Origin of the sequence: Sphingobacterium olei, assembly GCF_005048855.1 — a bacterium.
Lineage (GTDB): Bacteria > Bacteroidota > Bacteroidia > Sphingobacteriales > Sphingobacteriaceae > Sphingobacterium > Sphingobacterium olei.
This window is the reverse complement of sequence record NZ_SUME01000004.1, coordinates 205,367-219,876: the sequence shown is the minus strand read 5'-3', so window position 1 is coordinate 219,876 and position 14,510 is coordinate 205,367. Positions and strand designations below refer to the sequence as shown.

The 14,510-nt window shown below is 40.3% G+C and carries 10 protein-coding genes; 2 read left to right on the top strand and 8 right to left on the bottom strand.

What is annotated here, in order from left to right; all coding sequences use genetic code 11:
• Nucleotides 1–106: 106 nt before the first annotated feature.
• The 3 genes from FAZ15_RS10955 to FAZ15_RS10945 are packed head-to-tail and all read right to left on the bottom strand — an operon-like array spanning nt 107 to nt 5,892.
• The gene (locus tag FAZ15_RS10955; RefSeq protein ID WP_136901358.1) at nt 107–1,018 is read right to left on the bottom strand and encodes a hypothetical protein; all 912 of its coding nucleotides are present in this window, start codon (nt 1,016–1,018) and stop codon (nt 107–109) included.
• An 8-nt stretch (nt 1,019–1,026) separates the two neighbouring features.
• Nucleotides 1,027–2,706, bottom strand: coding sequence for a SusD/RagB family nutrient-binding outer membrane lipoprotein (locus FAZ15_RS10950; RefSeq protein WP_202912375.1), 1,680 nt, complete (start codon nt 2,704–2,706; stop codon nt 1,027–1,029).
• 12 nt (nt 2,707–2,718) lie between these two features.
• A complete protein-coding gene (locus tag FAZ15_RS10945; RefSeq protein WP_136901356.1) occupies nt 2,719–5,892 on the bottom strand; it encodes a SusC/RagA family TonB-linked outer membrane protein in 3,174 nt (1,057 codons plus the stop codon).
• Nucleotides 5,893–6,195: 303 nt separating this feature from the next.
• Between FAZ15_RS10945 and trmD the strand changes: the two genes are divergently transcribed.
• Nucleotides 6,196–6,873, top strand: a complete 678-nt coding sequence (gene trmD, locus FAZ15_RS10940) for a tRNA (guanosine(37)-N1)-methyltransferase TrmD (RefSeq protein ID WP_136901355.1) — start codon at nt 6,196–6,198, stop codon at nt 6,871–6,873.
• A gap of 540 nt (nt 6,874–7,413) precedes the next feature.
• Here trmD and trpC read toward each other — a convergent pair.
• Genes trpC through FAZ15_RS10920 form a run of 4 tightly spaced genes read right to left on the bottom strand, consistent with a single transcriptional unit; the run spans nt 7,414 to nt 10,459 of the window.
• Nucleotides 7,414–8,202 carry an indole-3-glycerol phosphate synthase TrpC gene (gene trpC, locus FAZ15_RS10935; protein ID WP_136901354.1) on the bottom strand — a complete coding sequence of 263 codons (789 nt, stop codon included), beginning with the start codon at nt 8,200–8,202 and terminating at the stop codon, nt 7,414–7,416.
• A 1-nt stretch (nt 8,203) separates the two neighbouring features.
• Nucleotides 8,204–8,773 (bottom strand): anthranilate synthase component II, encoded by a 570-nt coding sequence (locus tag FAZ15_RS10930; protein ID WP_136901353.1) that lies wholly within the window; start codon nt 8,771–8,773, stop codon nt 8,204–8,206.
• Nucleotides 8,763–9,059 (bottom strand): chorismate mutase, encoded by a 297-nt coding sequence (locus tag FAZ15_RS10925; RefSeq protein ID WP_136901352.1) that lies wholly within the window; start codon nt 9,057–9,059, stop codon nt 8,763–8,765. Before FAZ15_RS10925 ends, FAZ15_RS10930 begins: the two co-directional genes overlap by 11 nt.
• The gene (locus FAZ15_RS10920) at nt 9,056–10,459 is read right to left on the bottom strand and encodes an anthranilate synthase component I family protein (RefSeq protein ID WP_136901351.1); all 1,404 of its coding nucleotides are present in this window, start codon (nt 10,457–10,459) and stop codon (nt 9,056–9,058) included. The genes FAZ15_RS10925 and FAZ15_RS10920 overlap by 4 nt, the downstream gene beginning before the upstream one ends.
• 399 nt (nt 10,460–10,858) lie before the next feature.
• Here FAZ15_RS10920 and dusB point away from each other — a divergent pair, with 399 nt between their 5' ends.
• Entirely contained in the window at nt 10,859–11,854 is a 996-nt protein-coding gene (gene dusB, locus FAZ15_RS10915; protein WP_136901350.1) for a tRNA dihydrouridine synthase DusB, read from the top strand.
• Nucleotides 11,855–11,919: 65 nt separating this feature from the next.
• Here the strand turns inward: dusB and FAZ15_RS10910 are convergent, their stop codons facing one another.
• A complete protein-coding gene (locus tag FAZ15_RS10910) occupies nt 11,920–14,406 on the bottom strand; it encodes a sugar-binding domain-containing protein (protein ID WP_136901349.1) in 2,487 nt (828 codons plus the stop codon).
• Nucleotides 14,407–14,510 lie beyond the last annotated feature (104 nt).

The window sequence follows — 14,510 nt, the reverse complement described above, 5'->3', positions numbered from 1 at the left end:
TTTAGGTGAAATACCAGTCGTGAGTCTGTTCCTGATGCATATAAAAAAGAGCTGTTTGTAATTAACACAAACAGCTCTCTTCTGTAAACCAACAGTTAAACTAGCCTTAGTTAACTTTTTTCAATTTTAACAAGTAAGCCCCTTGATTACCATATTTCGACAAAACATACTGAATATTAAGTTGAATTTCATTATTACATGGATTTACAAAACTTGCAGATACTGCGCCACCCGTGCTTGCGGACAGTGATCCATAAGCGCCTCCTCCTCCATAAACACTAGTTACCGCCGCTTCACTACCAAGCAACTGACTAGCAATTGTTGCGGAGTTATCAGCAGGGTTTACTTTTACAGAAAAATCAGCGAATGCTGCTGCACTTGATTCAACAGAAAAATCGTTAGCACCAGTCTTAGTAACGGAAACTACAGTCCCTGCTGCATAATCTCCCCAAGCGTCACTTATTACTTCAAACTGACCGTCGCCTAAAAAATCATCGATAATAAACCCACAAATTGCTGAATAGCTAACAATGGGAGATGCCCCAGGCTGAGAAGTTACGGTTGCCCCATAACTCTGACCTACCTCTGGAAAAACAAGATATGTTTTACCTCCTGTAACATAATTTGCTCCAATATCAAATTTATCACCACTAACAATGGTTTCTCCGAATAAATCAGTTAACATCTGACCAGTCAGTTCGACTTCCGAAGGATAGGAAGAAATATTTCCTTTAACCGTTTGAACATTCGTCTTATCACCATTTTTAACAACTACAAGATCCAAATACTGTGGCTTCTCTGAATCTTTAAAAAAAAGATCAACACTAACTTTTGCGGTAAATGCTAACGGATCTGTATCCAAAATCGCAGGGTCAGTCCCAGCAATTTTTTCAATCTGAGGCTGATTCAAATACACGATTCCATCAGGCATCGTTGCATTATCACTCTTCCTACATGCTGACACCACTACTAATGACATCAACATACATATATTTAAAAAATTTCTCATTTCAATCATTATTTTAATTATGGCATCCAAAATACTTTTGCCGATGTAAGGTCTGTTTTCTGTTGAGGAGCATTCGGATTTGTGTTTATCTCATCACTAATATATGGTAAAGAGAGTGGAAATCCTCTGCTCGAACTGACAGGAACTGCTGGTAAATCGTCTCCTCCGTTTCCTCCTGCAGGAGGAGTTACCGTCCCGTTTGGAGCAAACAAAATTGGATAACCAGTACGTCGGTAATCGTTATATTGATCTATCCAAGTTCCTACAGAAGATAACCATTTTTCTGTCATGATGTATTCCAACTTTTTAGCAGCAGATGCACTATTAAACTTAACTAAGAGAGCATCGATATAAGTTGTTTCCGCCGCAGTACCCGACAAAGCAGGTATAGTTTGCGATGATCCATTATTAGCAACAACATAGTCAACCATTTTAAAAGATTCTTTAACTGCCGCTTCCAAAACTTCATCTGCATTACCTGAAATAACACTTTCATTGATTAACTCTGCTTGTAAATACAAAATATCAGCATAAGTAATTAACCGATAAGGAGCTGCACCGGTGCCACTATTCGCATTTGCTGTGCCACCTTGACCATCATCATATCTTCCACCTACTGGATAAATACCAAATAACGATACTATGTTTTGTACATTCGAACCCCTATTTGTTCCCTGAGAACCAAAATATTTTGAAACAAATCCACCATCTCTGTATTCAACAATGGGATTTGCTGCTGCATTGGCTTTGATTTGGTTATAAAAATAATAGGGAGTACGAGGATCTTCAATACCCGTTAAAATATTCGAGTTATAACCTTTCATAATCTCGTATAACCACGGTGATGGATGCATTGTACGCTGTGTAGCGAAATACTCAGAAAACCCTGGGTTTCTATCATCAGTTGCTTCGTTTTTCCCATATCGAATCATAAATGATTGTTCTGTAGAAGAAATCAAATCAGAAGGATTAGCAAGTAGAGCGTTTACTTCCGCGGAAACATCCTTAATTTTTCGCTGCTGCACTAATAATTTTAGTTTGATAGAATTAGCGGCTCGTACCCAATTTGTGGCATTGCCTCCATAAATTACATCATCCGTGCTTGGAACACTCAAATTCGTCGCATCCGTATTCTGCAAATCAGCAATACCTTCTTCCAAGAGAGTAAACAATTGGGGATATATTTCGCTACCACTATCATATTTGGGGTACAAGATACCTCCAACCGATTGGTTGGCTTCTGAAAACGGAACATCACCATACAAATCTACTAGTACAGAATAAGTATACGCTTTCATTATCTTAGCGATACCAACATACCTTAGGTTATCATTTGACACTCCTTGTTCAATGATGGAATTCAAATTCGTTAAAACATCTCTATAGGAAATGTTCCATCCTTGACTCCAATAGTAATCATTTGCTTGAGCACCATAATCATCCGCGTTACCATAATGTGACATCTGATGCATGTATGCGGACAAATTCGTCCCAAAACCACCTTTAGAAACGTTAAGGTCATCCGTATCTCCACCCATGCCTAATGCGAAGCCTAAATATTTTTGTATTCTTGGCAACAACGCTGATTCCTGAAGAGAAGTTGGATCGTTGGGATTATCGTTTATATCGAAGTGCTTTGAACATGATGCTAGTCCTGCAAGCAAAGCAATTACTATAATATTTTTAATTTTTTTCATAATCATAAATCTTTAAAATCTTGCAACTAAATTAAATCCGTAACGACGGGTTGTAGGAGCAGCTGACAGATCAAAGCCTTGTGTTGTAGAGGAGCCATAACTGTTAACTTCCGGATCAAAGTTAGAATACTTTGGAAAATTAGGTGCAAAGAACCATAAGTTTCTTCCTGTCAAACTAACGTTAACCCCCTTAACGAATGAACCACTAAACAATCTCTTTGGTAGTTCATATCCCAGGGATACTTCACGTAAGCGGTAAACCGTAGCATCATAGATATTCCACTCAGTTGCCGTGTTTATTGCAAATGTTTGGCCCGCCGTAGCATTTGGTGAAAAATAAAGATCATTTACTGTAATCTTAGTCTGATTCTGGATCTTATTGCCGTTTGCGTCTAAAATAGCTTGTCCTGTATTAGGATCACCGTAAACACCAGGAATAATAGCATTATATTCCCTGCCTTCAGTATCCCGTGTTACACCACGGCCCAATAATGATGAGTTCGTAACAGAATACATATCTCCTCCTTTGGTAAAATCAAATAGTGCACTGAATGTAAAGCCCTTATATGAAACAGTATTATTAATACCTAATTTAAAGTCAGGATTCGGATCTCCTACCATTCCCTCTTCTGTATCCTCAATCATCGCTCCATTGGCAGGATTTATTAATAAATTGCCTTCATCATCACGTAAGGATTTTGTTCCCCTAATATAACCATAAGGTAAACCCGGCTCAAGATATGGAGAAACACCAGTTAGAACTCCTCTTAGTTGAATACGATCCGTACCTTCCAAAAGCTCTTCTACTGTGTTTACATTCCTAGTGAATACCGTGTTAATATTCCACTTCACAGAAGATTCAGGAGACAAAGGCTTAATTCCCAAAGATATCTCAACACCTCTGTTACGGATCTTGCCAAAATTTGTAAAATAATAATCATAACCAGAAGAAGTTGGCGTGGCTATACTAGCCAATAAGTCTGTGGATATTTTATTATACCAAGTGAAGTCTAAGTTGATCCTACTTTTCCAAAATGCTAATTCAGCACCTAGCTCTACTTCATTCGTAAACTCTGGTGTTAAATTTGGATTATTCGTAGTATAATCATAACGTCCTGTGGGCTGGCCCTGAAAGTTTGGAGTGATTAGAAACACATTCTGTAAGTTGTACGGATCCGTATCTCGTCCCACTTTTGCCCAAGCTGCACGAACTTTAGCATAGCTCAACACATTACTCTTAAGGGATTCTACTGCATCCGTTAGGATAAACGATGTGGAGACTCCGGGGTAAAAATATGATCTAGAATTAGATGGTAATGTTGAAGACCAATCATTACGACCGGTAGCCTGAACAAATAGATAGTCTTTATATCCAAAGGTAGCTTCCGCAAATACTCCCATAATACGACGTTGAAAATAGTCGTCAGTATCAAATATTTGTTGAGCTGTATTTTTTAAAGTATATATATCAGGCGCAATAAATCGTCGCCCCTCATTTACTACCCGATCTGTTACACGTTGGTTGTAATTATGTCCTATTGACCCACTCAAAGATATATCTTCTCCAATATTAGGTGTAAAAGTCGCTACAAACGTCGATTCTAGTTCTTTATGATCTCTGTTATCTAATATTATTGCTCCAGCACCTTCATAAGCACGTGAACTGCGCTCATAAATTTCCTGCCTATCTAGGAAACTGATATTTGTTCCTAAATTGTAGGAAAATCTTAGCCAATCTGTCGCCACATAATCCAATGCAGCAGATGCTAAAACTCTATTTTCCCGCGTTGTTCCATAATTGTTGTAAGCCGACCATGTGGGATGATCGAATTGCCCAGCACCAAGCCAATTTAAATTATCTCCGGTGGAAGTTTCCCAAGGCAAAGATCCGTCCCAGTTTCTCGCTAAAAAAAGTGATCTTGCAAATTGCGAAGCAGCTCCAGAAACCTGATTTTCACCAAAGTAACCACCTATTTGATCAGAATTCGCATACGAAACATTCGCTCTAGCATTTAATCGCTCCGAAATTTTAACCGTTCCACCTGCAGAAATATTATAGCGTTGATATCTGGAGTTAGGCACATACCCTTTATGATCCATCTGTGATGCCGTTAAATTAAATCCTGCAACATCAGATCCACCATTAATTCCTATGGAATTTTCGTAAACAACACCTGTATTAAATAAATCTTTAACATTTGTCGGATAAGCTTGATACGGAACTTTGCTTCCCGGCTCAAAAATACCGGCCCCTATATACGGATCCCAAGCGGGAATACTATCCAGATTGTTGAAATTTGGTCCCCAAGATCCATTCGAATTGGAATAACCAAACTGTGAACCTGCGCCATAGGAGTTTTGATAATCTGGTAAATTAGCAATATTTTCCGCAGAAATTGAACTCCTGAAAGTAATCGATGTCGGTGCTCCTAACCGGGCGCTCCCAGATTTTGTTGTAATTATCACCGCTCCGTTGGAGGCTCTAGAACCATATAGTGCCGCCGCTGCCGAACCTTTAAGTACTGTCATGGAAGCTATTTCATTCGGATCTAACATGGCTATACCTGAAGAATAAGCTCCACCTCCTGAAGTCTGACTACTTGTTACAGTGCTTGAATTATCAAATGGCACACCATCCACAATAATTAAAGGTTGGTTATCACCAATAAAAGAGGCATTACCGCGAACTTGAAAGCGGGTTGCCGCACCAGGAGTACCTTGCGATGTACGAATATCAACACCTGCTACTTTTCCTTGCAATGACTTCAAAAGATCCGGTTCTGAGTTCTGTAATACATCTTCTGGATTGATACTTTCCGTTCCATAAGTCAAGCTTTTAGACTTACGTTGAATCCCCAAAGCCGTTACGACAACCTCGTCCAATGAAGTCTCATCGGATTCCAATTGTACATTTAACACCGTTTGATTTCCTACAGGAACACGTTGCGACGTATAGCCGATGTAAGAAAACAGTAATGTTGAATTTGCCGGAACAGAAAGTGAGTAGTTTCCTGATCCATCCGTCTGTGTAGCGGTAGTAGCACCGATAACAGCAACTGACGCCCCTGAAACAGGGCTTCCATCAGCTGCTGATGTCACTTTACCACTCACTTGACGATTCTGTGCAAACGACACCCCTACCAGGCATGTAAACACAAGAATAAAACTGAGTAATTTTTGTTTCATATGTTTGTTGTATTTAGTTAATATATCCGAATATAATAAAATATTCGGATTGTTAAAATATGTTAAAACGTTCAAATATAACTTAGATAGGTTGTCTATGCAAATATTTTTAAAAAAAACTATGTTTGCATATTAATTTTTTATTAAATCTGTACTATTTTTCAATTTCATTCGATTAACTTATCATATTCCAAGATTCTACCAAATGGATGATAAGTATTATTTAATTTTTTGGCTGTGTTCCTTTGTAACAACTAATTCAATAAATTGTTCTTACTCGCTCCTTTTAGCTAACTTTGCACCATGCGATTTGACATCATTACCGTATTGCCTTCATTACTAGAAAGTCCTTTTGCGCATTCCATCTTACAACGCGCACAGAAAAAGGGGTTAACAGAAATACATGTTCATAATCTACGCGAATATGCGCATAACAAACAAAAATCTGTAGATGACTATCCATACGGAGGTGGGTCGGGCATGGTGATGCAAATAGAACCGTTCGCATCCTGTATCGAAAAACTGCAAAGTGAGCGTGAATATGATGAGATAATTTATATGACGCCTGATGGGGTAACTTTAAATCAGGAAATCGCCAACGACCTTTCGACAAAAGGAAATATTATCATATTGTGTGGACACTATAAAGGTATAGACCAACGTATCCGCGATATCTTTGTAACGAAGGAAATATCCGTAGGCGACTATGTGCTCTCCGGAGGTGAACTCCCCGCTGCGATAGTTGTTGACGCAATTGTTCGACTGATACCGGGCGTCTTATCTGATGAAACCTCCGCATTATCGGATTCTTTTCAAGATGGTCTCCTCGATGCGCCTATCTACACGAGACCTGCAGAGTGGCGCGGACATAAAGTACCTGCTGTATTATTAAGTGGCCATGAAGCTAAAATTGCGGAATGGCGTGATGAGCAGCAGTTATTAAGAACCAAGGAGCGTAGGCCTGATTTATTAAAGGATTAAGGTTTTTTGATTGGTATTGATTGAAATAATAGCACCTATTTTCTAATCACCTTTTTGATTAGTCCATCGCATTACCTTTCCGTCGTTACCACGACAGGGCCTTCATTTTTTTCTTAATAAAAAAACGAAGCAAAAAAATCAAGGCTTTACCGTATTTGTCGTTCCGGCGACGCGATGATGCATTGCGCAGCTCTTAGGCCTCCAACGCACGATGCCACCTCAAGGGCTGAGATCTGCTTGGACAGTACAATTTGAACCTTTCTGCAGCACACCATTCGCTGCCTGCTCGTTCAAATCCGATAAGGCCACTTTTTTAAATTCCGCTAAAACTTGTAGCTGTAGACAAGAGATGCACTATCCTTACAAATTCGGCAAATGTCGCCTTTGAATTATTTGGCAATAGTAGTGGGAAGCACTGTCCGTACAGCCAAATGATTCCAGCGACGATTTTTTGTTTCTTTTTATAAAAAAAGAAAGAGCCCTGTCCGGCGGCGAGGATAAAAGAAATTGATTAAGAAAATCCTTCTTTTATTATAAACACTACAACTCCTTTACAAATTCCTTAATAGCCTCCGCAGGATTATCTGTCTTCATAAAATTCTCGCCGATCAAAAACGCCTGATAGCCGACCTGTTTTAATGCACGAATAGTGGTTGGATCGGAGATCCCACTTTCGGAAACTTTTACAAAACGATCGGGGATCTTGTTGACCAAATCATAAGAATGATCGAGCGATACCGAAAAATCCTTCAGGTTTCTGTTATTGACACCAATAGCATCTATCGTATCAAAAATACTCCGGTTCAGTTCTTCCTCATTGTGCACTTCTAATAGCACATTCAAGCCTAGCGATTTAGCATAAGAGGAGAAATTATTAATTTCCTCGGATGTGAGACAAGTGGCTATTAAAAGAATGATATCAGCACCATAGGCTTTTGCTTCGGTGATCTGATACGGATCTACCACAAACTCCTTTCGCAGTAACGGAATAGTCAATACTTCGCGGGCAGCAGTTAAATCTGCTAAATTACCTTGAAAAAAATCAGGATCCGTTAATACCGAAACCGCAGATGCTCCAGCATCCTGATAGCCCTTTACCACCTCTTGAACGGAAGATACCGCATTGATGATGCCTTTGGATGGAGAAGCTCGTTTGTACTCTGCTATTATTCCTGTTCGATCTGCCCGTAACACCGATTCCTTCAGTGAATAGCAGGATCGGTCAAACAGTGGGTACTTCTCTAATTCTGATAAAAAAACGTTTGCTTTTGCAGTAGCAACTTCTATCTTTTTTTTAGCTACAATTTTATCTAAAATAGTTGTGTTCATGTTACTTCAACCAGTTAGCAATTAACAATTTACCATTATCCGTCAATATCGATTCAGGGTGAAATTGCATCCCTTTGACATCGTATTCCGTATGCGATAGCGCCATAATAATTCCATTGGAATCCAATGCCGTAATCTTAAGTGAAGGAGGCAGTCCTTCTTTCTCTACAGCCCACGAGTGGTAACGGCCAATCTTCGAATCCCGGGGGAAATCCTGAAATAATTTTTCATTATCATCCGTCACGATGATATCCGTTGCTACGCCATGCAATGGCTTTGGCATATTGAAAAGCTTGCCACCAAATACTTCGGCTATAGCTTGCTGACCGAGACAGATACCCAAAATACGTTTCGTGGATGAATACATACGGATGACATCCAGCAGAAGCCCCGCCTCTTCCGGAATCCCAGGGCCGGGCGACAACAAAATCTTATCGTACGCTTCCACATCTTTTAATTCGAACTTATCGTTGCGCACGACTACATAGTCTTGCTCCAACTCTTGTAAGAGATGAACTAAATTATAGGTGAAGGAGTCATAGTTATCGATGACTAATATCTTATTGTTCATGTAATAGTTCTAATTCTTTATTCTTAAAATGGTTAATGATCGTTTGAAAGACCGTATGTACAGTCTCCTTATCTAATGTCAATTGCGCCGCCCAGTTGTATCTGAGCTTTAACATTTTTTCAACTTGATCGCGGGCATCCGCTTCTGGCGGCACAGACTCAAAATGAGTCGCTTTGTCCACATAAGCCTTACGAAGGGCTATCAACTCTAAAATACGGTAGTCTATAGTGTCTATCGATTGAGCGATCTGGTCGCCGTTTTGACAATATTCTAAGGGCCTGATCATATCGTTTCGGCTATTTTTAATGCACTACGCAACGCAGCAATTTTATTATTTACTTCTTGCAATTCTTTTTCCGGGTCCGAATCCAATACAATACCTGCTCCTGCTTGATAGTGTAACAAGTTACGCTTACTCAGAAAAGACCGGATCATAATCGCGTGATTAAAATCGCCATTGAATCCCATATAACCCAGTGCACCGGAATAAAAAGAACGCTGCTGCCCTTCATACCGATCAATCAATGTAAGTGCCATATGCTTGGGAGCTCCGGACAAGGTGCCTGCAGGGTAGGTATCTCCAACCACATCAAAGGGGTTGGCTGTTTTGTTGAGTTTGCCCGAAACCTTGGAAACTAAATGGATAATATGCGAATAATATTGTGCTTCTTTATACGACTTAACCTTCACATTTGTACAATGTCGGCTTAGATCGTTGCGTGCTAAATCTACTAACATGACATGTTCGGCAGATTCTTTTGGATCATTCTTTAACTCTTCGGCTATTTTTTCATCCTGCTCCATGTCACCTGTTCGTTTAAATGTACCGGCAATAGGATAAATCGTCGCTTCCGATTTTTTAATGGTAAGCTGTGCTTCTGGAGAAGATCCAAATAATTTAAAGTCACCATAATCAAAATAAAACAGATAAGGTGATGGATTGACAGACCGCAGCGCACGGTATACGTTAAATTCATCTCCGTGAAATGGGGTAGTAAATCCCCTGGAAGGCACGATTTGAAAGACATCGCCACGTTGGATATGTTCTTTCATCTTCAAGACTAGATTTTTAAAATCTCCATCCGACATATTGGAAGTTTCTTCTCCCTGTACTTTAAAAGAATATTCGGGGAAATTTTTATTCTGTATCAGATATTCCATGCGCTCCAGATCAGATTCTTCATGATCCAGGAGGTGCTCGAAAATATACAACTGATTCCGGAAGTGATCGATGGCAATTACATATTTGTATATATGATATTGAAGATGCGGGATATCCCGTCTTTCATCCACAGGCGTTGTTAATCTGATATCTTCAAAATGTTCTATTGCATCAAACGTGAAATAACCAAAAAGCCCATTAGATATAACATTAACATCTTCCAAAAGATTCGATTCAAAAGATTTTCTAAAATCGGACACTTCATTCCGAAGTGTGATCTCAGTGGCATCTTTTTTGATTTTTTCTTTATTAGGATAAGAGATCTCTAATGTTTCTTTTTCGAGTTTGATTCCCGCAATAGGCTGGCAGCAGATATAACTAACATTATTATCTCTACTATGGTATTCTGAACTTTCCAACAGTAGACTGTTTGGAAAAGAATCTCTCAAGCGTAAATAAATACTTACAGGTGTTGTGGTATCTGCCAGTATCTTTCTATAATTCGTTTTAAATATATAAGACATACTTCTAATAATTACTCAATAATACAAACACTTTAAGAAAAAAAGCCCGACAAATTTTGTCGGGCTTAGTTTTCAAATGGTTTTGGTTGATTATGAAATTCTTTATCTATATACCAAAAAGATTGTTCCCGACGCGATTTGCTTCAGGCCACCACCATAATTGATATGTATTCATTATTGTCATTGCATTGCAAATTTAAAATAATTTTTAAATAAACAAACAAAAATTATAAAAAAAACAAAAAAGACTCTAATTTATTAGTCATTTGACAAAAAAAATAGTTCTTCCGTGTCATACAATTCCTTTCTTCAAGCGAATTTTACGTCTACATTACATCCTAATGAAAGAGGAAAGAGCACCGACTTGCATATAAACCGCAAGTTAGCTAATTTTGCATCATGTCTATAAAAATTGGAGAAAATATTGATTTAGGTGAATTCCCGCTCTTATTAGCTCCTATGGAGGATGTAAGTGATCCGCCATTTCGTTATGTATGCAAACAAAACGGTGTAGATATGATGTACACCGAGTTTATTTCTTCGGAGGGATTGATTAGAGATGCTGCTAAATCACGTCAAAAGCTCGATATTTTCGAATACGAACGTCCTATAGGCATCCAGATTTTCGGATCGGACATTGAACATATGCGCCAATCTTCTGAGATCTGTTCACAAGCCAATCCAGATTTAATTGATATCAACTACGGTTGTCCGGTAAAGAACGTAGCCTGCCGTGGGGCCGGTGCCAGTTTATTACAAGATATTGATAAAATGGTCGCTATGACGAAAGCCGTAGTGGAAGCGACTCATCTACCCGTGACGGTGAAGACACGACTCGGATGGGATGACAGCACCAAAAATGTATATGAGGTAGCAGAGCGTTTACAGGATATCGGCATCAAAGCGCTATCTATTCATGGTCGTACACGTGCCCAGATGTACAAGGGGCAGGCAGACTGGTCGATGATCCGTGACGTAAAACGTAATCCACGTATTCATATCCCCATTTTTGGGAATGGCGATATCGATTCCGTCGAAAAAGCAGCAGCTTGGCGTCAGGAATACGAAGTAGATGGTATTATGATCGGCAGGGCTTCTATCGGATATCCTTGGATTTTTAGGGAAATAAAGCACTTTTTTAATACAGGAGAAAGATTAGAAGGACCAACCATTGCAGAACGTGTGGAGGTATGCCGCACACATCTTACCAAATCCATAGAATGGAAAGGTGATAAGGTGGGAATTTTTGAAATGCGCCGACATTATGCCAATTACTTTAAGGGCATCCCTAATTTTAAGGAATACCGTATGCAATTAGTTACTTTGCAAACTTTCGAAGAGATTCAAGAGGTGTTGGATGAAATCCAGCATAGTTTTTCAGAAGTAGTTGTCTAGATAAGATCCAATAGCAATCGACATTACACGTGTTGTAAGCAAAATGCAATGTCGATTGCTCCTGGCTATTCTATCGTAAAATTTACTTCAACAGGGGTTAACCAAGTGGAAGTAAAACGTACAGATACTTTTTCTCCGGCATGACCCGAAACTTTTAGATAATTGATAATCTTCCCATGGAAAACACGTTGACGGTTATCGGTATAATCGGTCATATCCGAATTATTTCCTGCTTCCATGCCCAATAAACGTGCTGGTCCGGAAATCTGACAGACAATCTCTTCGTCGGACAACAGCACAGGCACGCCGTCCTCATCGACTACTTGTAGCTCCACTTGTACGACATCGTCCGTTTTCTTTGCAGACGCGACCGGGTTAATTAATTGAAGTGCATGGGGCCGTTTGCTGGACTGGATATGATAACGTGAAACTTCCTTATTTTGTGCATCAAGACCAACGACTTCCAACTTGCCTGCCTTGTAAGGAATATCCCAATGGATAATTCCATCTTTCTGATTATATGGTTTTAGTTCACCTACGACTTGACCATTCAATTCTAATCGAGCTTGGTCGGCATTGGTGTAACAAACGACGCGAATTTCTTGTCCATCTTGGTAGTTCCAAATTGGCCAGGCATCCATGGAGGGAGCTTGATCCTTTTTCTGTCCTTGATCGGCTTCCAATACCGACCAGACGTCTGTCGCGGCACCACCTCCCTGCAAAGGGTATGTGCCTAGGTATGCCATCGGTACATCAGACCACAGCGATTGACGAAAATACCCCCTCGGCTTAATGAAGCCTCCAAAGTCGAGAAGTCCGGAATAAAATCCTCTGGAAGGCCATCTTCCGGATTCGCCCAGGTAATCAATCCCGGTCCACAGGAACTGCCCGAAGATATGTTCTTGATCTTTCACGGCCCGCCAAGCACCGAAATCATGTCTATTTTCGCTCCCGAAAATAACCCGCTGCGGGTAGCGGGCATGATCGCTCCCGTAACGGCTCTCGGTGTAGTTATAACCGGTAATATCCAATGCCGCGGGATAGGCCGTTTCATTCGACATGGCAACGCCAGCTAACCCTGCCGTAACCGGTCTACTCGTGTCATACTTTTTGACAACAGCGACGAGGCGCTTTGCGATATCACCTAACCGCATGGCATCTGGAGCATCTTTTTTATAGCCCCCAAAAATAGGCTGGGTAAAACCTCCTTCTTTACTACCTGCTAATACCGGATGCGAATACGGATCATTCGGATAATCGACCTCATTACCTATACTCCATGCAAATATCGAAATATGGTTTCGGTCTCTTTTTACCATATCTGCCAGATCACGCTCTCCCCACTCTTCAAAAAAATCATATGTCCCCTGGAATCCAGGAGTACCTTGATTCCATCCCTGTAGCCATTTACGTTTGGGAAATTCCCATTCATCAAAAGCTTCATTCATTACGAGAAGCCCCAGCTCATCACACAACTCATACAGACTGCTTGCTTGTGGATTGTGGCTGGTACGAATCGCATTTACACCCAACGATTTTAACGTTAACAAACGGCGCCTCCACACTTCCGGATAAACCTCTGCCCCTAAGACGCCAGCATCATGATGCAAACAGACACCTTTGACTTTCATCCACTCGCCATTTAATGCAAATCCCTTATTCGCATCAAAGGTATAGGTTCTAAAACCTGTTTTTACCTCCGACGCATCAATGCGTTTCCCGTCTTGCAACACACTGGTCTTCAACGTATACAGCTGCGGATTTTTCAAGCTCCATAGCTGTGGATTTTTAACATCAAAAGACAACTTGGCCTCGTGCTGCATTCCCGGAGCAATAACGCACTTCGTCGTTTTTTTAGCAACAGTCTTCCCATTAGAGTCAACGAGTTCATTGGCTATGGATACGGTGGCTGAAACGGCAAGTTCATTTTTTAAATCGACCTGAACATGTAGTTTTGACTTATTGCCATCAACGCTCGGGTAGGCATACACACCCCACTGATCGATATGAACAGGATTGGCAGTTACCATCCATACATCGCGGTATATACCTGAACCGGTATACCAGCGCGAATCTGCATCTTGACTATGATCGACACGTACAGCGATCACATTCTCGCCACCAAATTTGATGTAGGGTGTTGCGTCGTACATAAAAGAGATGTATCCATTTGGACGTTTTCCTAACGACTGCCCATTGACGAAAACCTCGCTCCTATTATATACCCCTTCGAAGTATAGGTAGATTTTCTCTCCCTGCTTATCTGCAGCTACATCGAACTGCTTGCGATACCAACCGATCCCTCCGGGCAAATAACCCGTCGCACTTGCTAGCGACGGACTCAAGGTCTGTTTTACAGTCCAGTCATGGGGCAGGGCTACTTTTTTCCACCCACGTAAATCCAAATCAATCTTGGCTCCATCTTCGATATCGCCCAATCGGAACGCCCAATCATTGTTTATTTTTTCAGCTTTTCCAAACCCAGGTTGAGCGAGTAACGCCATAGGCGTAACAAGCACCATAAAAAGCGTATAAAGTATTGTTAGTTTCATTTTATTGTTCATTATAGATTCTTATCTTCAGTTAGGCTTATTTACAACCCTAAAATTAAAACTTTCTCCTCGGATTAACATATACAACCCCGTCTATTGTAGTC

Coding starts and splice junctions, on each gene's coding strand:
- FAZ15_RS10955 (WP_136901358.1), bottom strand. CDS start 1,018: ATGATTGAAATGAGAAATTTTTTAAATATATGTATGTTGATGTCATTA.
- FAZ15_RS10950 (WP_202912375.1), bottom strand. CDS start 2,706: ATGAAAAAAATTAAAAATATTATAGTAATTGCTTTGCTTGCAGGACTA.
- FAZ15_RS10945 (WP_136901356.1), bottom strand. CDS start 5,892: ATGAAACAAAAATTACTCAGTTTTATTCTTGTGTTTACATGCCTGGTA.
- trmD (WP_136901355.1), top strand. CDS start 6,196: ATGCGATTTGACATCATTACCGTATTGCCTTCATTACTAGAAAGTCCT.
- trpC (WP_136901354.1), bottom strand. CDS start 8,202: ATGAACACAACTATTTTAGATAAAATTGTAGCTAAAAAAAAGATAGAA.
- FAZ15_RS10930 (WP_136901353.1), bottom strand. CDS start 8,773: ATGAACAATAAGATATTAGTCATCGATAACTATGACTCCTTCACCTAT.
- FAZ15_RS10925 (WP_136901352.1), bottom strand. CDS start 9,059: ATGATCAGGCCCTTAGAATATTGTCAAAACGGCGACCAGATCGCTCAA.
- FAZ15_RS10920 (WP_136901351.1), bottom strand. CDS start 10,459: ATGTCTTATATATTTAAAACGAATTATAGAAAGATACTGGCAGATACC.
- dusB (WP_136901350.1), top strand. CDS start 10,859: ATGTCTATAAAAATTGGAGAAAATATTGATTTAGGTGAATTCCCGCTC.
- FAZ15_RS10910 (WP_136901349.1), bottom strand. CDS start 14,406: ATGAAACTAACAATACTTTATACGCTTTTTATGGTGCTTGTTACGCCT.